Annotated in this window: 24 protein-coding genes, 3 pseudogenes and 1 other annotated feature; of the genes and pseudogenes, 13 read left to right on the plus strand and 14 right to left on the minus strand. The window is 66.7% G+C overall.

Annotation, left to right across the window (positions count from 1 at the left end):
• Nucleotides 1-28: 28 nt before the first annotated feature.
• The 3 genes and pseudogenes from nhaA to J4O73_RS21300 all read right to left on the minus strand — a co-directional run bounded on the left by nhaA (nucleotide 29) and on the right by J4O73_RS21300 (nucleotide 3,267).
• Nucleotides 29-1,228 (minus strand): annotated as a pseudogene (gene nhaA / locus J4O73_RS21290) (Na+/H+ antiporter NhaA).
• 216 nt (nucleotides 1,229-1,444) lie between these two features.
• The gene (locus tag J4O73_RS21295; RefSeq protein ID WP_426220651.1) at nucleotides 1,445-1,738 is read right to left on the minus strand and encodes a hypothetical protein; all 294 of its coding nucleotides are present in this window, start codon (nucleotides 1,736-1,738) and stop codon (nucleotides 1,445-1,447) included.
• A gap of 44 nt (nucleotides 1,739-1,782) precedes the next feature.
• Nucleotides 1,783-3,267 carry a SulP family inorganic anion transporter gene (locus J4O73_RS21300; protein WP_426220653.1) on the minus strand — a complete coding sequence of 495 codons (1,485 nt, stop codon included), beginning with the start codon at nucleotides 3,265-3,267 and terminating at the stop codon, nucleotides 1,783-1,785.
• 108 nt (nucleotides 3,268-3,375) lie between these two features.
• Nucleotides 3,376-3,431 (minus strand) — a sequence feature (sul1 is cis-regulatory element that is thought to sense ions involved in sulfur or methionine metabolism; They are found in Alphaproteobacteria).
• Between the two features lie 602 nt (nucleotides 3,432-4,033).
• Between J4O73_RS21300 and J4O73_RS21305 the strand changes: the two genes are divergently transcribed.
• The gene (locus tag J4O73_RS21305) at nucleotides 4,034-5,002 is read left to right on the plus strand and encodes a molybdate ABC transporter substrate-binding protein (RefSeq protein ID WP_426220655.1); all 969 of its coding nucleotides are present in this window, start codon (nucleotides 4,034-4,036) and stop codon (nucleotides 5,000-5,002) included.
• A gap of 36 nt (nucleotides 5,003-5,038) precedes the next feature.
• On the opposite strand, the gene J4O73_RS21310 is transcribed toward J4O73_RS21305, so the two are convergent.
• From J4O73_RS21310 to J4O73_RS21345, 8 genes are all read right to left on the minus strand, one after another.
• Entirely contained in the window at nucleotides 5,039-5,242 is a 204-nt protein-coding gene (locus J4O73_RS21310) for a hypothetical protein (RefSeq protein ID WP_426220657.1), read from the minus strand.
• A 17-nt stretch (nucleotides 5,243-5,259) separates the two neighbouring features.
• Complete coding sequence (locus J4O73_RS21315) at nucleotides 5,260-6,030, minus strand: transcriptional initiation protein Tat (RefSeq protein WP_426220658.1); 771 nt, start codon at nucleotides 6,028-6,030, stop codon at nucleotides 5,260-5,262.
• A 29-nt stretch (nucleotides 6,031-6,059) separates the two neighbouring features.
• Nucleotides 6,060-6,320 carry a c-type cytochrome gene (locus J4O73_RS21320; protein WP_426220660.1) on the minus strand — a complete coding sequence of 87 codons (261 nt, stop codon included), beginning with the start codon at nucleotides 6,318-6,320 and terminating at the stop codon, nucleotides 6,060-6,062.
• Nucleotides 6,317-6,991, minus strand: coding sequence for a c-type cytochrome (locus tag J4O73_RS21325; RefSeq protein ID WP_426220662.1), 675 nt, complete (start codon nucleotides 6,989-6,991; stop codon nucleotides 6,317-6,319). The genes J4O73_RS21320 and J4O73_RS21325 overlap by 4 nt, the downstream gene beginning before the upstream one ends.
• Nucleotides 6,988-7,578: a c-type cytochrome gene (locus J4O73_RS21330; RefSeq protein WP_426220664.1), complete on the minus strand. Its 591-nt coding sequence runs from the start codon at nucleotides 7,576-7,578 to the stop codon at nucleotides 6,988-6,990. Before J4O73_RS21330 ends, J4O73_RS21325 begins: the two co-directional genes overlap by 4 nt.
• A 504-nt stretch (nucleotides 7,579-8,082) precedes the next feature.
• Nucleotides 8,083-8,181, minus strand: coding sequence for a DUF2474 family protein (locus J4O73_RS21335; protein ID WP_426220666.1), 99 nt, complete (start codon nucleotides 8,179-8,181; stop codon nucleotides 8,083-8,085).
• Nucleotides 8,181-9,191, minus strand: a complete 1,011-nt coding sequence (gene cydB / locus J4O73_RS21340) for a cytochrome d ubiquinol oxidase subunit II (RefSeq protein WP_426220668.1) — start codon at nucleotides 9,189-9,191, stop codon at nucleotides 8,181-8,183. Before cydB ends, J4O73_RS21335 begins: the two co-directional genes overlap by 1 nt.
• Before the next feature lie 12 nt (nucleotides 9,192-9,203).
• Nucleotides 9,204-10,628, minus strand: coding sequence for a cytochrome ubiquinol oxidase subunit I (locus J4O73_RS21345; RefSeq protein ID WP_426220670.1), 1,425 nt, complete (start codon nucleotides 10,626-10,628; stop codon nucleotides 9,204-9,206).
• Between the two features lie 231 nt (nucleotides 10,629-10,859).
• Here J4O73_RS21345 and J4O73_RS21350 point away from each other — a divergent pair, with 231 nt between their 5' ends.
• The 3 genes and pseudogenes from J4O73_RS21350 to J4O73_RS21360 form a co-directional block, all read left to right on the plus strand.
• Complete coding sequence (locus J4O73_RS21350) at nucleotides 10,860-11,519, plus strand: peroxiredoxin (protein WP_426220672.1); 660 nt, start codon at nucleotides 10,860-10,862, stop codon at nucleotides 11,517-11,519.
• Nucleotides 11,519-11,788 (plus strand): annotated as a pseudogene (locus tag J4O73_RS21355) (ArsR/SmtB family transcription factor); the annotation flags it as partial. The gene J4O73_RS21350 and the pseudogene J4O73_RS21355, both read left to right, overlap by 1 nt.
• Before the next feature lie 178 nt (nucleotides 11,789-11,966).
• Nucleotides 11,967-12,179: pseudogene (locus J4O73_RS21360) on the plus strand (hypothetical protein); the annotation flags it as partial.
• 138 nt (nucleotides 12,180-12,317) lie between these two features.
• Here the strand turns inward: J4O73_RS21360 and J4O73_RS21365 are convergent.
• Complete coding sequence (locus tag J4O73_RS21365) at nucleotides 12,318-13,994, minus strand: TIGR01244 family sulfur transferase (protein ID WP_426220673.1); 1,677 nt, start codon at nucleotides 13,992-13,994, stop codon at nucleotides 12,318-12,320.
• Between the two features lie 214 nt (nucleotides 13,995-14,208).
• Here J4O73_RS21365 and J4O73_RS21370 point away from each other — a divergent pair, with 214 nt between their 5' ends.
• From J4O73_RS21370 to J4O73_RS21385, 4 genes are all read left to right on the plus strand, one after another.
• Nucleotides 14,209-14,994, plus strand: a complete 786-nt coding sequence (locus tag J4O73_RS21370; protein WP_426220675.1) for a sulfite exporter TauE/SafE family protein — start codon at nucleotides 14,209-14,211, stop codon at nucleotides 14,992-14,994.
• Nucleotides 14,995-15,068: 74 nt separating this feature from the next.
• Nucleotides 15,069-15,281 (plus strand): YgaP family membrane protein, encoded by a 213-nt coding sequence (locus tag J4O73_RS21375; RefSeq protein ID WP_426220677.1) that lies wholly within the window; start codon nucleotides 15,069-15,071, stop codon nucleotides 15,279-15,281.
• A gap of 37 nt (nucleotides 15,282-15,318) precedes the next feature.
• Entirely contained in the window at nucleotides 15,319-16,218 is a 900-nt protein-coding gene (locus J4O73_RS21380) for an MBL fold metallo-hydrolase (RefSeq protein ID WP_426220679.1), read from the plus strand.
• A gap of 33 nt (nucleotides 16,219-16,251) precedes the next feature.
• Complete coding sequence (locus J4O73_RS21385) at nucleotides 16,252-17,295, plus strand: YeeE/YedE family protein (RefSeq protein WP_426220681.1); 1,044 nt, start codon at nucleotides 16,252-16,254, stop codon at nucleotides 17,293-17,295.
• Nucleotides 17,296-17,308: 13 nt separating this feature from the next.
• Here J4O73_RS21385 and J4O73_RS21390 read toward each other — a convergent pair whose 3' ends face one another.
• Both J4O73_RS21390 and J4O73_RS21395 read right to left on the minus strand, forming a co-directional pair.
• Nucleotides 17,309-17,665 carry an ArsR/SmtB family transcription factor gene (locus J4O73_RS21390; protein ID WP_043379005.1) on the minus strand — a complete coding sequence of 119 codons (357 nt, stop codon included), beginning with the start codon at nucleotides 17,663-17,665 and terminating at the stop codon, nucleotides 17,309-17,311.
• A gap of 33 nt (nucleotides 17,666-17,698) precedes the next feature.
• A complete protein-coding gene (locus J4O73_RS21395) occupies nucleotides 17,699-18,040 on the minus strand; it encodes a thioredoxin family protein (protein ID WP_426220683.1) in 342 nt (113 codons plus the stop codon).
• Nucleotides 18,041-18,280: 240 nt separating this feature from the next.
• Between J4O73_RS21395 and J4O73_RS21400 the strand changes: the two genes are divergently transcribed.
• The 5 genes from J4O73_RS21400 (at nucleotide 18,281) to soxA (ending at nucleotide 21,290) form a co-directional block, all read left to right on the plus strand.
• Complete coding sequence (locus tag J4O73_RS21400) at nucleotides 18,281-18,856, plus strand: thioredoxin family protein (protein WP_426220684.1); 576 nt, start codon at nucleotides 18,281-18,283, stop codon at nucleotides 18,854-18,856.
• A gap of 167 nt (nucleotides 18,857-19,023) precedes the next feature.
• The gene (soxX, locus tag J4O73_RS21405) at nucleotides 19,024-19,500 is read left to right on the plus strand and encodes a sulfur oxidation c-type cytochrome SoxX (protein ID WP_426220686.1); all 477 of its coding nucleotides are present in this window, start codon (nucleotides 19,024-19,026) and stop codon (nucleotides 19,498-19,500) included.
• 27 nt (nucleotides 19,501-19,527) lie between these two features.
• Nucleotides 19,528-19,998: a thiosulfate oxidation carrier protein SoxY gene (gene soxY, locus J4O73_RS21410; protein ID WP_010682138.1), complete on the plus strand. Its 471-nt coding sequence runs from the start codon at nucleotides 19,528-19,530 to the stop codon at nucleotides 19,996-19,998.
• A gap of 39 nt (nucleotides 19,999-20,037) precedes the next feature.
• Nucleotides 20,038-20,367 (plus strand): thiosulfate oxidation carrier complex protein SoxZ, encoded by a 330-nt coding sequence (soxZ, locus tag J4O73_RS21415; protein ID WP_010682137.1) that lies wholly within the window; start codon nucleotides 20,038-20,040, stop codon nucleotides 20,365-20,367.
• 59 nt (nucleotides 20,368-20,426) lie between these two features.
• Nucleotides 20,427-21,290 carry a sulfur oxidation c-type cytochrome SoxA gene (soxA, locus tag J4O73_RS21420; protein ID WP_426220689.1) on the plus strand — a complete coding sequence of 288 codons (864 nt, stop codon included), beginning with the start codon at nucleotides 20,427-20,429 and terminating at the stop codon, nucleotides 21,288-21,290.
• The last annotated feature ends 14 nt before the right edge of the window (nucleotides 21,291-21,304 follow it).

The following is a 21,304-nucleotide window of genomic DNA, read 5'->3' on the forward strand; positions in this document are numbered from 1 at the left end:
CGGCCCGGTCCAGCGGGCCGATCCCGCTTCAGCGCGGGGACGGGTGGGCCGGGGCGAACCGGAGCACCAGCGCCCCGGCGGCCATGCAGGCGAGCGAGCCGATCAGCACGCCGACCTTGGTTTCGGCTTCGAGCTCGGGCGCGTTCGCGAAGGCGAGCAGGCCGATGAACAGGCTCATGGTGAAGCCGACGCCGCAGAGGAGCGAGACGCCGTAGACCTGCCACCATCCGGCATGGGCCGGGCGCTGGGCCAGCCCGAGCTTCACGGCGGCGAGGACGATGCCGAACACGCCGGCCTGCTTGCCGACGAACAGACCGAGCGCCACGCCGAGCGTCACCGGGTCGAGGAGCATTCCCGGGGTGATCCCGGCGAGCGAGACCCCCGCGTTGGCGAAGCCGAAGATCGGCAGGATCAAATAGGCCGACCAGGGATGGACCGCGTGCTCCAGAATGTGCAGCGGCGAGGTCGGGTCGTCCGGCTTGCCGACGCTAAGTCGTAGCGGGATCGTCAGGGCCAGCAGCACTCCGGCGATGGTCGCGTGGATGCCCGAGGCGAGCACGAACATCCAGAGGACGACGCCGAGCAGGAGATAGGGCCACAGGCGTGCCACGCCGGCCCTATTGAGCCCGTAGAGTACGGCGAGCGTCACGGCGGCCCCGCCCAGCATCGGGAGCGACAGATCGGCGGTGTAGAACAGGGCGATGATAAGCACGGCGCCGAGGTCGTCGATGATGGCGAGTGCCGTCAGGAAGATCTTGAGGGAGACCGGCACCCGGGACCCAAGCAGCGCCAGGACACCGAGGGCGAAGGCGATGTCGGTGGCGGCGGGAATGGCCCACCCGCGCAGCGTCTCCGGGGAGTTCTAGTTCACCGCGGCGTAGACGAGGGCCGGCGCGGCCATTCCCCCCAAGGCGGCAAGCCCCGGCAGGATACGGTCGGGCCAGGTGCGCAGGCGCCCGTCGAGGACCTCGCGCTTGATCTCCAGCCCGACGAGCATGAAGAACACCGCCATCAGGGCGTCGTTGATCCAGTGCAGGACCGACAGCGGGCCGAGATAGGTCTTCAGCGCGGCGAAGTAGGTGTCCGCCAGCGGTGAGTTGGCGACGGCGAGCGCCAGCGCGGCGCTGGCCATCAGGACAAGGCCGCCGCCGGCCTCGCTGACGAGGATGTCGCGAAGCGCCGACACAGGGCGCCGGCGCCGCGGAACGGCATGGGTGGTGGGTGGCACGGGCACGGGTCTCCGTCGCTGGCGGCCCGACCAGCGCTCGACCTGCCGGTCCGACCGACGAACCGCGCACCCTACCTGGGCTATGGCATCGATCCCGGACAGGTACAACCGGGGTCATTCTGCATCCAGCAATGCGAAGCGAGGCCTCCCGCGCCGTGAGGGCATGGGAGCCGACCACCCCGCGGCCGAGCATCGGCGGCACGGCCTTTGGGAACGCTAGGTCGTAGACAGCGTGCGGACCGCCGTCACTATCGCCAGCACCAGCGCGAGGGGTGGCATGGCCTCGGCACCGAACCGGACGAGCGCGGTGGTCGCCCGGCAGGTCCGTGACAGGTTGAGCAAGTTGCAGACGGCGATGGGCAGCCAGCACAGGGCGATGAGGCCGAGGCCGCAGAGTTCATCCTTGCCGGCGGCCATGCCGGCGTCGGCCAAGCCGCGCAGGACGTAGAACGCCCCGGCGGCGAGGTAGGCGGCAAGCCACACCACGAGCAGCCTAAGGTCAGGCGACATGGGCGCAGGTCTCCTCCTGCGCCCAGGCTCCGGCTCGGTTCGTATCAGTGGCCGGGTGCGCCGAGCGCGGCCCCAGGCTTATCATGGGTGCCGAGCCGTTCAACCATGGTGGCGGTCGCCTCGTTCATGCCGATCACGTCGACCGCGATGCCGTGGTGACGGAACTTGAGCACGACCCGGTCGAGGGCGTTGATGCTGGTGATGTCCCAGAAATGCGCGGTCGAGAGATCGACTACCACGACCTTGAGATCCTCCTCGCGGAAGTCGAAGGCGGAGTGGAACGCCTCCGCCGTGGCGAAGAAGATCTGCCCGGTGACCTTGTAGGTGCGAACCGCGCGGGCCTCGTCGCGCGAGGAGGCGACGCCGAAAAGCCGGGTGACCTTGTGGGCGAAGAACAGCCCGCTCAGGATCACGCCGAACAGCACGCCCTTGGCGAGGTCGTGCGTGGCCACGACTACGACGACAGTGCCGAGCATGACGAAGCTGGACGACTTCGGATGCGTCACCAGCGTGCGGAATGACTTCCACTGGAAGGTGTTGATCGAGACCATGATCATCACCGCCACCAGCGCTGCCATCGGGATCTGCGCCACGTAGCGGCCGAGCACGACGATCAGGAAAAGCAGGAAGACCCCCGAGAACAGCGTCGAGAGCCGCCCCCGCCCGCCGGAGGAGACGTTGATCACCGACTGGCCAATCATGGCGCAACCGGCCATGCCCCCGAGGAAGCCCGAAGCGATGTTGGCGACGCCCTGGCCGGCGCATTCGCGGTTCTTGTCGGAGGTGGTGTCGGTCATCTCGTCGACGATGGCCGCCGTCATCAGGCTCTCCAGCAGGCCGACCATGGTCAGCGTCAGTGAAACCGGCAGGATGATCCAGAGCGTGTCGAGGGTGAATGGCACCTGCGGCAGGGTCACCCAGGGCAACTCACTCGGGAGCGCGCCCATGTCGCCGACCTTATGGATGCCGAGGCCGAGGTACATCGAGACGCCGGTCAGCAGGATGATGGCGACCAGCGGCGACGGCACCGCCTTGGTAAGATACGGCAAGCCGTAAATGATGCAGAGGCCGACCGCGGTCATCAGGTAGACGGTCGTGCCCTGCCCGATGAGCTCCGGCATCTGCGCCAGGAAGATCAGGATGGCCAGGGCGTTGACGAAGCCGGTAACGACCGAGCGCGAAACGAAGCGCATGAGGTTGCCGAGCCGGAGCGCGCCGGCGACCATCTGGAGAAGGCCGGTGAGGATGGTGGCGGCGAAGAGGTAGCCGACGCCGTGGTCCTTCACGAGGCCGACCATAAGCAGCGCCATGGCCCCCGTGGCAGCGGAGATCATGGCAGGCCGCCCGCCCGCGAAGGCGGTGACGACGGCGATGCAGAAGGAGGCGTAGAGGCCGACCTTGGGGTCGACGCCGGAGATGATGGAGAAGGCGATGGCCTCAGGGATGAGGGCGAGGGCCACGACGGCGCCCGCCAGCAACTCGCGCGTGACGTTCGGAGCCCACTCGCTCCGTAGGTGGACGAAATCCATTGTTGTGAAGGGCTTTCCTTGTCCCAGGCGCGTTCGGTTCGACGCATGGGGCGCGCAACAGGGCCGGTCGGCCTCCTCGGAGGTCCGCGACTTGGGCACCACGATTTGCGTTGTCCGGCGGATCGGCGGCCGGAAGAGCCACCCGGGCTTTCACCGGGTCCTGTCCTATGACGACTTTCTACATGACCGAGGCGGTGCGTTGCAACATCGAAAGGTCATCCTCGCTTTCTTGGTGAAGGATCGCCCTCGATGCCCTGGCGCCTGCACGTCTGATTATCGGTCTTGGCAAACCGGTATTGTGCGACCGGGTTGGGTCGGTAGCAGGCCGTCCACTTTTCCCGCAGACTTTCTCCTAAGCAGACCGGCAGCTTTCGGCCAGATTAGGCCGCGCCGGATAGCCCTCGCACGCAAAACCAGACGTTCGGCTTGGCGCCCAATACGGCCGTCCGGTAAACTCCGGCACCTTCTCCAAAGCGGACCATCAAGAAATTCAGCCGTAAGCTCATGGGATACTCAGCTACCCTTCACGCTGCCACTTCCATTATCCTCAATACGGACCTCACCTTCCCGCCGGTCTCACCTCAGCCACGTCGCCAGCTAGTTTGACGTCTTCGTACCAGGGACGTCATTGTAGCTCGCTGCCGTTTCCGGAAATTGCACGCCAATCAGGAGCTGGCCGCGGCTTCATAACTCCTCCTTAAGCTTGACTTAAGTTGCAGGGTCGAGCGGCGACGTCTCCGTCCGGCGTTAGAGGGAGACGATTTCGATGCCTCAAATCAGATTTCTCAGCCTTGCTTTGGGTTGCGGTTTGCTTGTGATTCAAGCCTCCCCGATCCACGCGATCGATTCACACATAGACCGGTTTCCCCCATGGCAGTCTGGGGCCAACAACTTTGCAGTCGACAAGGGGCTGGAATTCACGGTTAAGGAGGCCGACAACCTCGCCGACTTCCACGGCGATCTGACCAACGCGCGTCTCGTGCTCTACGTGGGCGGCAACTACTTCTTAGCCATGGCGCCGCTGGTGGCGGCTTTCGAGGCGAAGCACCCTGACCTCAAGGGCCAGATCTACTACGAGACGATTCCGCCCGGTCTGCTCGTCCGACAGATGAAGGCCGGCGGGCGCATCACCGTCGGCAGCATGACTTGGACAGCCAAGCCCGATGCGTATTTCTCGGGCCTCATGGCGGTAAACCGGCTCATCGAAGCGGGCGATCTTCTCGGCCCCCCGACGATCTACGCGACCAACCAGCTTGCGATCATGGTGCCCAAGGGCAATCCGGCGGGCATCAAGGGCTTGGCTGACCTTGCGCGGCCGGGGCTGACCCTCGCCATGCCGAATCCCGAATTCGAAGGTGTCGCTCGCCAGATCAAAGCCTCCCTGGCCAAGGCGGGGGGCGACGCTTTGGTGAAGGCCGTCTACGATACGAAGGTCGCCGACGGGACGACGCTTCTGACGCGGATGCACCATCGCCAGACGCCGGTCTGGCTGATGCAGGGACGCGCACAGGCCGGCGTCACCTGGCGTTCGGAGACCTTATTCCAAGAGCAGGTTGGATTGCCGACCGAGCGCATCGACATCCCGGACGAGCAGAACGCCACCGGCATCTATGCTGGAGCGGTCGTGAAGGAGGCCGCGCATCCGGCCGAGGCTAAGCTCTGGCTGGATTTCCTCCTGGGCGACGACGCGCGAGCGGTCTTCGCCCGCTATGGTTTCGGCCAATACCGGCCGTGAGGACCGCGGACCATCGTTACGCCGGGCCGGTTCGCCTCATCGGCGGACCGGCGAGGCCTTCGGGCTGCGGGACAGGGCGCGGTTGAGCTTGCGCAAGGCGCGGTCGTCGCGGGTGCAGAACTCGTGGGCGAAGGCCTCCTCCAGATAGGCCGCCTCCACCGATCGTTTCGTCCGGTCGGCCGCCTCGACCTCCGTCACCGCGCCGAGGACGAGGATCCCGACGAGAAGGCGGGCGCTCACGCGCTGCACTATCGGCCTCACTTCGCGTAATGAAAGCCGGCCTGCTGCAACTCAGGCAGCGTGCCGACGGCGCCGGGGGTCAGGACGACGCCCGGAATGAGATGGTTCGTCAGCTCCGCCGCCAGCGCATCGTGCGAGAGCTTGTCCGGGTTCTGATCGCGCCGGATGAGCGTCCCTGCCTGTTCCCAGATTGCGTTGTGACACGAGAGGAATACGACGCCCCGGGCCATCAGCGCCGGAATGGTGTTGTTCTCCGGCGAGAACATCCCTGCCGGGTCCTGGTAGTTCGCGGCATCGGCCTGAGCCGCTTTCTTCGGCACGATCAGCGTATTGGTCTCGAACGCCTCGCCCGCGAGCTTGGTGAGTTGATACTTGTCCCACATCGCATGGTCGTAGAGAGCGACATTCGCCGATCCGTGGGTCGCCGAGGCGGCCAGAAAATCGGGATGCTTGAATGACCAGACCTGATTGTTCAGGGCATTGCGCATCAGGTTAAGCCAGGGCCCGCCGATGTCGGTGTTGTCCCAGACCTGGCGGGGGCCTCCCTTGTAGGCGATCACCTCCGAGAGGGCCTCCTGGTCCCAGAGATCCGGCCGGTCGAGGATCATCGGCACGGTCTTGAAATCCCGCTGACGCGGGGCCTTCGCCAGACGGTCTGAGAGGTCCCGCAGGGTTCGGCTGCCCTCGGGTAGGTCGGCGGCGGTGGTCGCCCCGGCCGGGCGCGCCTCCGCCATGCCTGCGGCGAGGCCGGCGCCGAGGGCGAGCAGGCTGCGGCGTTCGAGGGTCATGGTCGTGCTCCCAGAGGGCCAGTTGCGGTTCAGTGCGGCACGGTCCCGGCAGGAGGTGCCGCCTCACCGAGCGTCATTCCGTCCACGGCCTGACCGTAAAAATCGTAAGGGCTGTCGTGATGGGCCTTGCGGGTCGCCGCGAGATCGCCGGTGAAGCGCGGGTTTTGGGGACGCTCGCGGCTGTCGATATAGGCGGCAACGTCCCAGGCTTCGGCATCGGTGAGGCTGTTGCCCTGGCTCAGCGGCATGTTGGCCTTGATGAAACCCGCCGCGTTGACGACCGAACTCATCCCCGCGCCCAATTGTAGGAGCGGGCCCCCCACAGTGGCGGGAAAACGATCGTCCCGTCCGGGCTCGCCTGCCCGGCACCGTCGCCACCGTGACAGAGGGCGCATTTCGCGGCGTAGACCTCTCGCCCATGGGCCAGATCGAGGCCCTTGGGCTTGATGAGCTTCGGGTACCCCTGCCCGGGAAGCTTCACCCCTACGGGAGCCCCGTGGGCGAGAAAGGCGGCATAGGTCTCCAGCGCGACCAGGATGGGATCGCCCAGTGGGGGCGCCTTGCCGTTCATGCTGTAGCGGAAGCAGCCCTGAAGCCGCTCAGCGAAGGTATTCACGTGTCCGTTCTTCGCCCGGTAGGCCGGGTAGACGAGATAGGCCGCCCAGAGGGGAGCGGAATGGCCGAGGCGGCCCCGGTCCAGATGACAGTTCGTGCAACGCAGATCGTTGCCGACGAAGGCCCGCGCCTCGACGCCCGTGTCGCGAAAGATGCGCTCGCCCAGGCGAATGACCTTGCCGAAGTCGTCGTCGGGGATGGCGGAATCGGGCTTGGGCACGAAGGGCGGCGCGGTTGTCTCGGCCCCTACGGAACCGAGGGGCGTCAGGACCGCGAGGCCCCCCATCGCCGTTGCCAGCGCGAGACAGGCAGCGGACCGTCCGGTGACGCGCGTCACAAGGTTCATCGGCCACCTCCGATCGCCGTGGCGGGGAGAGCGGCGTAGTAGGCGGCGACGGCGGTGGCGTCGTCATCGCTCAACCGGTCGGCGATCCCCTTCATCAGCCCGAGGGGATCGTTGCGGCGTGTCCCGGCTTTCCAGGCGGAGAGCTGGGCTGCGAGATAGGCGGCTGGCTGGCCGGCCAGCGGCGGGAAGGCGGCGCCGACTCCCTGCCCAGCCGGACCGTGGCATTGTGCGCAAGCGGGCAGTGCCTTCGTCCACTCCCCCGTCTGCGCCAGCATTCGGCCGCGGTCGGATGCCGTGTCGTCCGGCTGCGGTGTCCCGTCAGGCGGCGGGGCGCGGAGCCCGGCATAAAAGACGGCCAACGCCCGCCGCTCCTCCGGTGCCAGGCCTTGGGCGATCGGACCCATTATCTCATTGTCCCGGCTGCCGTCGGCGAAGCTGTCGAGCTCGTGCGCGAGGTAGCCCTCCGCGATGCCTGAAAGACGGGGAAACCCGCCCTCGGCATCTCCGCCCCCGGCATCCCCGTGGCACGAGGCACAGGCCGGCACGCCGGCCTGCGTTCCGTTCCGGGCGATTTCGCCACCATTCATGGCGTGTGCCGGGCAGACAGCAACACACATCAACAGTCCGCCGAATGCGATGCGGACACTCTTGCTCGCCGCCAGAGCCAACCTACGCCTCACCGGAAGCACAGCGACGAGCGCAGAAAAGGCAAGGTGAGAAACTCTGAACGACGGTGCATGCATGCCGCCATCCTTGCCGTCCTGCTTAAGCCAGGCTTAAGGCGGCTTCCCCCCGCCGAACAATGGGAAGTCACCCAGCACAACTGTACGTCATCGCGGCTGTGCGCTGGCATCCCGGGCCGGAGAATTGCACTGTCGAGACCGACGGCACGAACATCACTCTGGTCGAACGCGCCAACCGCCGCACGACCCTTCTCCACGATCGCGACGGCCGCCAAACCGGCATTGGTTCCAGGCTCGCTATCGCGGAGTTCGCACTCGGCCCTGTCGCGCGAGGGGGCCGACCAAGAGCTGAAGCGTCCTGAACGCTGGCGTGCAGGATCACGGTTGCAATGGGCCGAGCGAGACCTTTCACACCCCCTTGAGCAGCCACCGCAGCGGCAGGGCGACGGCGGTGAGGCTCGCCACGCTCATCGCCCAGATCAGGACAAACCAGCCGAGCCTGCGCATCAGTGGTACCCCGCTTCCGCCGTGACCTTGCCGCGGAACAGCCAGTACACGTAGGCCGTGTAAGCCAGGACGAGCGGCACCAGCACCGCCGCCCCGTAGAGCAGGAAGGCCTGCGACTTCGGATGCGTCGCCGCCTGCCAGATCGTGACGCTCGGCGGCACGATGTAGGGCCACATGCTGATGCCGAGCCCGACATAGGACAACAGGAAGAAGCCGAGCGCGCAGAGGAAGGGGGTCACCTCCTCCCGCCGTCCCAGGGCATGGGCGAAACGCCACGCCAGCAGGCCGACCAGGATCGGCACCGGGGCACCGATGAACAGGCCGGGCAGGCCGAGCCAGCGGTCGCGGAAGGGCGCGCTGATCGCGAGCATCGTCGCCGAGACCACGGCGATGAGGACGAGCGTCGCCACCGCCAGCGGCTTGGCGAGGTTGTAGGCGCGGATCTGCAACTCGCCGTTGGTCTTCCAGATCAGCCAGCAGGCCCCGAGCAGGCCGTAGCCCACGACGAGCGCGAGGCCGGTCAGCACCGAGAACGGCGTCAGCCAATCCCACCAGCCGCCGGCATAGGCGCGTCCCTCGATCTTGATCCCCTGGACGAAGGCGCCGAGCGCGATGCCCTGGCAGAAGGCGGCTATGAAGCTGCCCCAGGAGAAGGCACGGTCCCACCACAGCTGCCCGCGCGGTGTGGCCATCCGGAAGCGCATCTCGAAGGCCACGCCCCGGAACACCAGGGCGAGCAGCATCAGGATCAGAGGCATGTACAGAGCGGGCAGGATCGTGGCGTAGGCCAGCGGAAACACCGCGAACAACCCACCGCCGCCGAGGACGAGCCAGGTCTCGTTGCCGTCCCAGACGGGGGCGACCGAGTTCACCATCACGTCCCGCTCGGCCTTGCCTCGCACCGCCGGGAACAGGATGCCGAGGCCGAGATCGAACCCGTCCATCGCCACGTAGAGGAACACGGCGGTGGCGATCAGGATCGCCCAGATGAGGGTGAGATCGAGTTCCATCGCAGGCTCTCCTCACTCGGCCGGTTGCAGGTGAGCGTCACCCGCCAGGGCGGGCGCCGGAGTGATACCCGCCGTCCGCACAGGTTGGCCGACGGGAGGACCAGATTCGTGCGGACGTGGGGTCTGGTTGAACAGGTGGAACAGGTACCAGATTCCCGCCCCGAACACCGCGAAGTAGACCAGCGCGAAGGCCGCGAGCGAGGCCGCCACGGCGGGGGCGGCGATGGGCGAGACGCTGTCGGCCGTACGCAGCAGGCCATAGACCGTGAAGGGCTGGCGGCCGGACTCCGTCACCACCCAGCCCGCCGTCACCGCGATCAGCCCCGAGGGCCCCATCGCCACGGCGAAGCGGTGCAGCCAGGGCGTCTCGAACAGGCGGCCCTTGTACCGCAGGTACAGCGACCACAGCCCGAGGCCGATCATCAGCAGCCCGAGCCCGACCATCACCCGGAAGGCCCAGAACACCAGCGGCAGGTTGGTCGGCCACGTGTCGCGCGGCAGATCCTTCAGCCCCGTGACCTTCGCGTCAAGATCATGCGCAAGATAGAGGCTCGCGAGGCCGGGAAAGCCGATCTCGTACTTCGTCTCGGCGGCCTGCGCATCGGGCCAGCCGAACAGGATTGAGGGCGCGCGGGTCACGCTGTCGAAGTGGCCCTCCATCGCCGCGACCTTGGCGGGCTGGTGGTGGTAGCTGTTCCCGCCGTGGAGATCGCCGAGCACCATTTGTACCGGGGCGACGAGAGCCGCCATCCACATGGCCATGGAGAACATCAGCCGGGCGCGGGGGTTGGCCCGGTCGCGCAGCAGGTGCCACGCGCCGACCGCGCCGACGATCATCGCCGTCGTCAGATAGGCCGCCGTCACGGTGTGGGCGAAGCGGTATGGGAAGGACGGGTTGAAGATCACGGCCGTCCAGCTTTCCGGCACGAACCGGCCGTCGGCATCGAGCGAGTAGCCCGCGGGCGTCTGCATCCACGAATTGGCGGACAGGATCCAGAAGGCCGAGAGCAGCGTGCCGCCCGCGACCAGACAGGTCGCCAGGAAGTGCAGGCGCGGGCCGACCCGCTCCATGCCGAACAGCATCACCCCGAGGAAGCCCGCCTCCAGGAAAAAGGCGGTGAGCACCTCGTAGCCAAGTAAGGGCCCAAGCACCGGAGCGGTCTTGTCAGAGAAGACCGACCAGTTAGTGCCGAACTGATAGCTCATGACCAGGCCGGACACGACGCCCATGGCAAAAGCCACGGCGAAGACCTTCAACCAGTAGCGATAGGTGTCGAGATAGACAGGCTTGTCTGTGGCGAGCCAGAAGGCTTCCAACACCGCGAGGTAGCTCGCCAGCCCGATGGTGAAAGCCGGAAACAGGAAGTGCCAGACGACCGTGAAGGCGAACTGGCTACGCGCGAGGTCGAGCGCGCTCGGGAGATGGTCGGCAAGCATCCGTCAGGCCCTGCCCCTGGTGGGAATGGGGACGTCCGCGAGGTCAAGCATGGATCGCACCGACCCTGGCCAGCCGCCGGAACGTCGCCCCGCCTTCATATGCCCAGGCTCAGGCATGTCAATACATATTTGTGATACGATCCCCGAACGGAATACCGAATCACATATTGACCCGCGATCTTTTGGTAGTCACGGTGTGTGAAATCCGCCCTCAGTTATGAGCTTTGCTTTATGGGTATCGAAATCGACGACGATCCGCTCGCGCCGCCGCCCGCGTGTCCGCCAATCATAGGGGACGCGGCGCCGAATTTCCGCGCGCGGACGACGATGGGCGCGCGGACGCTCGCTTCGTATCGCGGACGCTGGCTGGTCTTCTTCTCCCACCCGGCGGACTTCACCCCAGTCTGCACCAGCGAGTTCGTCGCGTTCGCCAATGCCTACGACGACTTTCGAAATATCGACTGCGACCTGCTTGCTCTATCCGTCGACAGCCTTTCCTCCCACCTGGCCTGGAAGCACAGCATCGAGCAGCGTTTCGGAGTGCGGGTGCCCTTCCCCATCGTGGAGGATCCCGCCATGGGCATCGCCCGGGCCTACGGCATGCTGCCGGCCGGCTCGACGTCGAGCGCCACCGTCCGGACCACGTTCGTCATCGATCCGGAAGGCATCGTGCGGGCGCTGATCGCCTACCCACTGACGGTGGGCCGCAGCATCGCCGAGATCCTTCGGCTTGTGCAAGCGCTCCAAGCCTGCGACGCGTCGGACGTCTCGACGCCGGAGGGATGGCGACCCGGTGACCAAGTGCTCGTGAACCCGCCCCTGACGAGCGACGAGATCGCCCAGCCAGGCGCTGTGGGGCAGGACTGGTACTATCGCTTGGGAAGCCTGTGATGGCCTCCGGCACGGACGAGGCGACGGCGATCCTGGTCGCCGACCTGCTCAAGGTCGCCGCCAACCCGAACCGGCTGCGCATCCTGTATCTCCTGGCGGAGGGAGAGCGGTCCGTCTCGGAGATCGAGCAGCAGCTCGGCATCCGCCAACCGACGCTGTCGCAGCAGCTCGGGGAGCTGCGCAACGCCGAGGTCGTGGCCACGCGGCGCGAACACAAAGTGGTGTTCTACAGCCTGAGCGACGCCCGCATGCAGGCCCTCCTCGACGCGTTCGACGACATCCTGATCGCGGGCCGGCCGCGGAGAAGTTTGCCCGCCCGCAGCCCGGATGCGCGAGCGCGAGCGCTCGGCCAGGCGGCAATGTTCGGTCAGGTCGGCGAACCTTGATGGACGCTGTCGCCCCGTTCCTCGCGCCGCTCGCCGGCGCTGCCCAGTCCTGCATCTGTTGGGCCTGGCTGGCCTCTGTCCCGGTCCAGCGCGCGCCGGGCTTTCCCTAGGCCTTCCGCAAATCGCCCTGTTCGTGGCGGCGACGCCAGTCGGCAAGGTGGCTCACGACCTCGCCTGTAGCCAACGGCGCAGGCTGTCCGGAGTGAACAGTCGCGTGCCCGGCCTATCGGGGCGCAATGGTGCCGCGACGGGAACCCGAGCCTCAGCCCAGTGACCTTGCCGGCGCTGCCGCGCCGCTTCGAACACGTGCCTCACGGTCCGGAACCCTAGCTGTCGGCTGAGGGCAGGCGACTGAGCCCGCATCGTCGACGCACAGCGAGCGGCGCCGGGACAAAGCCGGCGCCGCTTAGCTTCAGGCGGCTGCCTTCTCCGGCTTAGCCATCCATTCGCGTCCCTTGAGCATGGCCTTCCAATAGATCGGAGGCAGCATCCGCTCCTTCAGGAGCCATGCGAGGTGGCTCGGCTTCGTCCCGTCGATCAGCCATGCGGGGAAGCTCGGCATGAGTTTGCCTCCGTAGCCGAACTCCGCGAGCAGGATCTTACCTCGCTCGACCGTAAGTGGGCACGAGCCGTAGCCGTCGTAGGCGACCTCGGCGCCGCGAAGGTGGCCCATCTCGACGAGGAGGTTGTGGGCCACCACTGGCGCCTGCTTGCGCGCGGCGGCGGCGGTCTTGGCGTTGGGAGCGCTGCAGGCGTCGCCGAGTGCGTAGACCTCGGGGAAGCGACGGTGTCGGAGGCTACCGGGGTCCACGTCGACCCAGCCTGCGGCATCGGCCAGGGGCGAGACGCGGACGAAGTCGGGCGCCTGCTGCGGCGGCACGACGTGGATCATGTCGAAGCCGGTCTCGACTGTCTCGCTGCTGCCGTCCTCCGTCTTGCGCGAGAACCACGCGCGCCGGGCCGGACCGTCAATCCGGGTCAGGGTGTGATTGAAGTTCAGGTTCGCGTCGTAGCGCTTCACGTATTCCATCAGGGCCGGGACGTATTCCTTCACGCCGAACAGGACCGGACCGGCATTGTAGAGCTCGACCGCGATGTCCCCGAGCCGCCCCTGCCGCAGCCAGTGGTCGGCGGAAAGGTACATCGCCTTCTGCGGGGCGCCGGCGCACTTGATCGGCATCGGCGGCTGCGTGAACACGGCGCGGCCCGCGCGTAGATTCCGCACGAGATCCCAGGTGTAGGGTGCGAGGTCGTAGCGGTAGTTCGATGTGACCCCGTTCCGCCCGAGAGTCTCGGCGAGCCCCTCGATGCCGGCCCAATTAAGCTTGAGGCCGGGCGCGACCACGAGGCGGTCGTAGCGCACCACCCGGCACCCCTCCAGGATCACCGCCTTGCGCTCGGGCTCGAAGGCGGCGACCGCCGCCTTGATCCAGCGCACCCCGTCCGGGATCAGGGAAGCCATGGTCCTGGCCGTGGCGGCTGGCTCGAACACCCCGCCGCCGACCATCGTCCAGCCCGGCTGGTAGTAGTGCACGTCCGCCGGATCGATGACGGCGATGTCGAGGTCGGGCCTGCGGGCCTTCAGGCTCGCCGCGACGGCGATTCCGCCGGCCCCGCCGCCGACGACGACCACGCTGTGGAACTGGTCGTCGTGCTCGGTAGAAACCCGGCCGCCAGCGGCGATGCGCCGGACGACGCCGCTCAGATCGTATCCGGCCGCCTTGGTGGCGGCCAGGATGTCCGGAAGCGGCCGCGCAGCTGCCGCCTCGCCGAGCGCCCAAAGCGTCGCGGAGCGAGTCCCGGTGCGGCAGAAGGCGAGCGCCGGCTTCGGCAGGGCCGCGAGCTCGTCGCGGAAGGCCATTACATCCCCATCCGTCACCTTGCCCGACGTGACGGGTAGGTACCGCGCCTCCAGACCGGCCGCACGCGCGGAGGCCTCCACCTCCCTGAAGCCCGGCTGGTCGCTGCCTTCGCCGTCGGGGCGATTGCAGATCACCGCCCGGAAGCCCGACTCGGCCGCCGCCGCGAGATCGGAGGGAGCGAGCTGACCCGTCACCGACAGGTCCGGGGAGAGGCGTTTGACGTCCATGGCTGGATCCTCATCTAATAGATTTATATTATGAGTTGCGATTTCTATAAATCATACGTTGACGTTCACCGCAAGAAGGTCCATCAGTGACGAAAGCGACGGTCTTTCATTTTGTTTTTTTATTAAATGAAAGACCGTTGGGATCGGGGCTTGCCGGTCGCCGACCGGCTCGACCGGTCGTCGACAAGGCCCCTGGACGCGGAGGTCACCGCCGATGAATGCGCTTCCCGCCATCCTGTCCGGCTCAGGGGTCGGCTTCACGCTCGGACTCATCGGCGGCGGCGGCTCGATCCTGGCGACGCCGCTTCTGCTGTACGTGGTCGGCATGGCCCAGCCGCACCTCGCCATTGGAACCGGCGCGCTGGCGGTCGCGGCCAACGCGTTCCTGACCCTCGTCGGGCACGCCAGGTCCGGCAACGTGCGTTGGCGCTGCGCCGTCGTGTTCGCCGGAGTCGGCATCCTGGGCGCCCTCGTCGGCTCGACGTTTGGCAAGGCGGTCGACGGCCAGCGCCTGCTTTTCCTCTTCGCGATGCTGATGGTCGTCGTGGGCATCCACATGATGCGGGGTCGCAAGGTTCAGAGTGGAACCTCGGAGCCTGCCGGATGCGGTCCGGTACCGAGTTGGAAGGTCGTGGCCGTCGCCTTCGCGGTCGGGGTCCTGTCGGGCTTCTTCGGGATCGGCGGCGGGTTCCTGATCGTGCCGGGCCTCGTCTTCGCCACCGGCATGCCGCTGATCACTGCGGTCGGCACCTCGCTGCTCGCCGTTGGTGCCTTCGGCCTCGCCACAGCAACGAATTACGCCCTGTCCGGAATGGTCGATTGGGCCGTCGCCGGGGAATTCATCGCCGGCGGCCTCGTCGGCGGTTTCTTGGGTATGCGGCTGGCCAACCGGCTCTCTGGCTACAAGGGCGCGCTCAACACGGTATTCGCCACCGTCATCTTCGGTGTCGCCGGCTACATGCTCTACCGCAACGCCGGCGCTTTCGCCGCGACGCCTTGACCGTCGCCGAGGCGGGCGCCCGGTGCCGCACCCGCTTCGGTGACCACCGGACGGCACCTTTCAGGAAAACCGCCATGACCCCCAATGTCGGTAGCATCGATCGCATCCTGCGCCTCGCCGTCGGCCTTCTGATCGCAGGCCTGGGCTACACGATGCTCGCCGGAGTCTGGGCCCTTGCCGCCGTCGGCATCGGCGCCGTGATGGCGTTGACCGCCCTCGTCGGGTTCTGCCCAGCCTACACGATCCTAGGGATCAACACCTGCCGACGCCGGCTTCCCGGCGCGTGACCCCACCCGTCCAAGGACGACCGACAGGAGACAAGCAATGACCGAAGCCCGTGGCCCCGAACCCGTCATCCAAGCCTTCTTCGACGAGCCCACCAACACGGTGAGCTACATCGTGGCCGATCCCGAGACGAAGCAGGCGGCCTTCATCGATCCGGTGCTCGACTACGATCACAACGGCGGCAGCGTCGACACTCGCTCCGTTGAGGCGATGCTGACGGCCGCCGACGAGGCGGGCTACACGGTGGACTGGACGCTGGAAACCCACGCGCACGCCGACCACCTCTCCGGCTCGCCCTACGTGAAGGCCAAGACCGGCGCGAAGATCGGCATCGGCGAGCACATCAAGGAGGTCCAGAAGATCTTCCGCCCGGTCTTCAACGCCACCGACCTGAAGACCGACGGCAGCGATTTCGACCACCTCTTCGTGGACGACGAGACGTTTGCCATCGGCAATCTCGCCGTCGAGGTGCTGTACACGCCAGGCCATACGCCGGCTGACATCTGCTACCGCATCGGCGGCCACGTCTTCGTCGGCGACACGCTGTTCATGCCCGATTTCGGTACCGCGCGGGCCGACTTCCCCGGCGGCGACGTGCGCACCCTCTATCGCTCGATCCGCAAGTTGCTGGCCCTGCCTCCGGCGACGGTGCTTCACCTCTGCCACGACTACAAGGCGCCAGGCCGCGACGTGTACGCCTGGGAGACCACGGTCGGCGAGCAGCGCGAGCGCAACGTTCATGTGAAGGAGGGCGTGAGCGAGGAGGAGTTCACCGCCATGCGCACAGCCCGGGACGCGACCCTGGCTGCGCCGCGCCTTCTGCTGCCGTCGATCCAGGTCAATATCCGCGCCGGCAAGTTCCCCCCGGCCGAGGCGAACGGCGTTCGTTACCTGACCATTCCGGTCAAACTGAAAGGCGGAGCGGAATTGGGCGTTTGACAGGGCTCATCGGTATTGGGCGTACCTGAGCCGATGATGGACCTCCTGCCTGCGCATCTCCTCCGGGCGGCCCTCGGCCTCGTGCTGGGTGCCGTGCTCGGGATGGTCGCGCGCCGGGGGCGGTTCTGCACGTTGGGCGCCATCGAAGATGCCGTCTATGCGCGCGACACGCGCCGCGCCCGGGCATGGTTGCTGGCCACCGGCATCGCCGTGGTGGGCACGCAGCTTTTGGAATCCGAATTCGGTCTCGACCTCGCCCGGTCGATCTATGCGGGGCCGCGCTTCGAATGGGGCGCGATGATCCTCGGCGGAACGATGTTCGGCTTCGGCATGGCGCTCGTCGGCACCTGCAGCTTCGGCGCGTTGCTGCGGCTCGGCGGGGGAGATCTGCGCGCCCTCTTCGTCCTCTTCGTGCTCGGCCTCTCGGCCTATATGGCGATCAGCGGCGTGACCGCTCTGCTCCGCGTGACGATCACCGCACCGCTGAGCCTCGATCTCGGCAGCCAGCGTCTCGGGGCCTTATTGAGGCTGGATCGGACCGGCCGCGTCGCCTTCAGCGTCGTTGCGGGGATCGGTCTCTGTATCGTGGCGCTCATGAGCAAAGATTTTCGCAGGACTAGGCGGCTTTGGGTCGGCGCCATCGCCATCGGGATCGTCATCGTCGCCGGTTGGTGGACGAATGGAAGCGCGGGCTTCGATGAGTTCGAAACCCGGGCGGTCGGCTCCTTCAGCTTCGCACGGCCGGTTGGCGATACCCTCCTCTACGCCATGCTCGCGAGCGGCACGCGAATTGATTTCGGTGTGGCCTCGGTCCTCGGCGTCGTGCTCGGATCCTTCGCGGCGGCGCGCGCTGCGGGGGAATTTCGCTGGGAGGCGCCTGACGATGCCCGCGAGTTAAAACGCCACCTGCTCGGCGCCTTCCTGATGGGCACCGGCGGCGTTACGGCGCTGGGCTGCACCATCGGCCAGGGATTGAGCGGGCTCTCGACGCTCTCGGTCGGCTCGATTCTCGCCCTCGGCGCGATCCTCGTCGGGGCTCGCGCGGGGCTCTACTACCTCGTGGACCGGCACACCTAAGAGGCTTCGCCGGTTACGGTGTCCGTCCGTTGCAGAACGCGCGGTGCAGGGCGGCGATGATCTCGCGAACCTCCGGCCGGGCCAGCGCATAGTAGATGTTCTTGCCGTCGCGACGGGCCTCGACGAGATCGTCGGCCCGTAACCGCGCCAGTTGCTGGGACACGGCCGGTTGCCGCAGGTTCAGCAATTGCTCCAGTTCCGAGACCGAGCGCTCGCCCTCGACCAGCAGGCAGAGAATGACCAACCTTGCCTCGTGCCCAAGGGCTTTGAGCAGCTCGCTGGCATCGCGGGCATTGGCCAGCAACAGATCCAGGTCGAGGCTGCCCGGGGCCTCGACGCTCGTCACCGGTTGCGCCTGTTGCAACGGCATCATCCCACCCTTTTCCTCGCCGCCCGAAGCCCGTCACGGGGATCCGGGGAGCCGTTCGAGCAACCGCTCGGCCCGCCCCCAGAAGAAATCCTCACCCGGATAGCCCTCGATCCGGTCGAGCTCGGACCCGTCTTCGACGAGGACGAATGTCGGTGTGTAGCGGATCGGGCGCTTGAGCGTGAGTCCGGGAGGGAGACCTGCGTCGAGATCGACACGGCGCAACGGCGCCCGCTTCCCGATATCCGTCTTCGGGTAGATCGGCCCGATCTCCTTGTCCCAGGCCTTGCACCACGGGCAGCCGCGCCGCTCGAACTTGATCAGCTCGGCGGCCTCGACGATGCCGGGCCATAAGGTGAACCCCCACGCCCCCGCCATGACCGCTCGCCTCGTTCCCCGCATCGGCCTTCCCAAGCCCAGGACCACCGATCCTGATATAGTAAAAGACGAATGTGTTCGAGGGGCAACGGCGCAGCCGCCGTGATCGTGACCGCCAATACCGGGAAACCGCCGTCGTCCGTGCGGCTTCAGGGGCGGCTAGATGTCAGGAGGACCGGATTGCCAGGGGCAGGACAATCGCTCTACACATGCAGGAACTCGAATATTTGGAGGGACGCCATGTCGACCCGGCGCCGGTTCCTGGCGGCTGCCCTCGCGCTCGGCCTTCCCTCCAAAACCATGGCCCAGGCGATCCAGGGCGATGACGGCCTCTACCGGGAGCCCTGGTTCCTCGAAAGCTTCCTCGATCTCCCCGACGATCTGAAGACGGCGCGGGAGCACGGCAAACGCCTCGCCATCCTCTGGGAGTTGAAGGGCTGCCCCTTCTGCAAGCAGATCCATCTCGTGAACTTCGCGGATCCGGCGACGAGTGCCTTTATCCGCGAGCGCTTCGAGATCCTGCAACTGAACTTCATCGGTTCACGGGAAGTCACCGATTTCGACGGGCAGATCCTTTCCGAGAAAGCTTTCGCTGAGAAGTACGGCATCCGGTCCACGCCGACCGTTCAGTTCTTTCCGGCCGAGGAAACGGCGCTCGCGGGCAAGCCGCCCCAGCAGCGCGAGGTCTTGCGAATGCGGGGCTACGTGCCCCCGGAGGAGTTTCGCCGCTCCTTCGCCTTCGTGGCCGAACGCGCCGACGAGCGGACGACCCTGGAGGATTACCTACGCTCCCCGGAGACGGCGAAGCGGGGCTGACAGTCGGGCCGCGAGAGTCAGCGACCTCGCGATTCCAGCTTGACTTGAAAGCGATCCGCGTCAAACTTGCAATAATTCGCATATGTCGATGGGTTCGCCCATCGGCATGGCGAGCGGTCCGAGACGACCGCACTCGCCGCAAAGACGGCGCACCGAGGAAACGCCAGATGCGCAGGCCGATCACAGCCTTTGCGCTCGCGGGACTTTGCGTCCTCGCGACCGCCGCCGGAGCCGAGACAGCTTCCACCGGGCTCGCCCCGTTCAAGATCGTCGCCATCGACGGCAGCGACGCGATCCCCGAGCCGCTCACCGACAAGCCGGGGGATGCGTCGGCCGGCGCGAAGGTCGTCGTGAACCGGCGCCAGGGCAATTGCCTCGGCTGCCATCAGGTCTCGTCGCTCAAGGGCGAATCCTTCCACGGCGAGGTCGGGCCCTCCCTCGACGGCGTCGCAGGCCGGTGGGACGCGGCCCACCTGCGGATGATCATCGTCAACCCAAAGCACGTGTTCACCGAGGCGACCGTGATGCCGGCCTTCTACCGGATCGACGGCCTCCACCGCGTGCGCGCCGAATTCCAGGGCAAGCCGATCCTGACCGCGCAGCAGGTCGAGGACGTCGTCGCCTACCTCACGACCTTGAAGTGATCTCGCGGGCTGAAGGAGCCGCTTGCCATGACCTCTGCCAAGATCCCCGCACTGAGCCGCCGCCAAGCCCTGGCCTTCGGCACCGGCGCCATGGTGGCCACCGCCTTCGCTTTCCGCGCCGGGCCGGCCCTGGCGGCGAAGCCCGCGACCGATGAGGCCATCAAGGCCTTTACCCGCGGCAAGGAGCCGGTGAAGGGCAGGGTCAAGCTCGAACTCCCCGAGATCGCCGAGAACGGCAACACCGTTCCGATGACGGTGAGCGTCGACGGGCCGATGACGGCGGAAAGCTACGTCGAGGAGGTGATGATCGTTGCCGAGGGCAACCCGAACCCCGGGGTCATCAGCTTCCACTTCACGCCGTCGAGCGTCGCGGAGGCGAACACCCGGATCCGTCTCGCAGAGACCCAGAACGTCATCGCGGTCGCCCGCATGAACGACGGCTCGGTCTTCAGCGACGTCCGCCAGGTGAAGGTCACCATCGGCGGCTGCGGTGGCTAACCCACACGCGACAGCATCGAACGAGGACGGGAGGACTACATGGCCGACGTGAAGCCGCGGATCAAACTGGACAAAAAGGAGGTCGCCAAGGGCGGCATCATCGAGGTGAAGACGCTCGTCTCCCACACGATGGAGTCCGGTCAGCGCAAGGACAAGGACGGGAAGACGATCCCGCGCAAGATCCTGAACAAGTTCACCTGTGACTTGAACGGTAAGACGATCTTCAGCGCCGATATCGAAAGCGCAGTCTCCGCCAATCCCTACTTCCAGTTTAAGATCAAGCCCGAGGAATCCGGAGCGCTGACCTTTACCTGGGTCGATGACGACGGGTCGAAGATCCAGGCTACCGAGCAGATCAAGGTCGCCTGACGCGCAACCGGGGCCGTTCGCCCCGGAGCGCCTTTCCCCGCCGCGCCGGAGCCCTCACCATGGTCCGCCCAACTCTCGCCTTTACAGCGCTCGCGCTCGTCGCGTTGGCCGTTGCGCCGCACGCACAGGACATGCCGTCGGCGCCCGTCGCGAAGGAAGCGTCCGAGCGCCCGGCGTGGCAGGCGCACGGCATGAAGCCCCCGAGCCCGGATTCTCCATTCGAGGAAGTCGTCTCGGGCCTGTATTTCCGTTCCAAGGAAACGCAGGAGATGCAGGCCGACGACTTCAACAATCCGGGCTTTCTCGCCGTCGAGCAGGGCGAGGAACTCTGGTCGAAGGTCGATGGCGCCGCCGGCAAGTCCTGCGCGAGCTGCCACAACGAGGCCTCGACCTCGATGAAGGGCGTTGCGGCGGCCTATCCCAAATGGAACGAGAAGCTCGGCAAGCCGGTCAATCTGGAGCAGCGAATCAACATCTGCCGCAGCGGCGCCCTGAAGGCCGAGCCTTACGCCTTCGGCTCGCCCGAACTCACGGCGATGACCACCTACATCCGCAACCAGTCCCGGGGGATGCCGGTCGCCGTGAAGGTGGACGGGCCGATGACGCCCTGGTTCGAGCGCGGTAAGTCGCTCTACTACCAGCGGAACGGCCAGCTCGATCTCGCCTGCGCGAGCTGCCACGAGAAGAACCACGGCAAATACCTTCGGGCCGATTTCCTCAGCCAGGGGCAGAGCAACGGCTTCCCCGTCTACCGCCTGCGCGACCAGCGGCTGGTGCCGCTGCACGAGCGCATGGAGGGCTGCATGCAGGACGTCCGGGCCACGCCGTTCAAGCCGCTCTCCGACGAGTTCCTCGCCCTGGAGACCTACGTCGCGTGGCGCGGCCTCGGCCTTCCGGTCGAGACGCCCGCCGTGCGCAACTGAAGGTCTGATACCGC

The organism is Methylobacterium sp. NFXW15, from assembly GCF_049887755.1.
Lineage (GTDB): Bacteria > Pseudomonadota > Alphaproteobacteria > Rhizobiales > Beijerinckiaceae > Methylobacterium.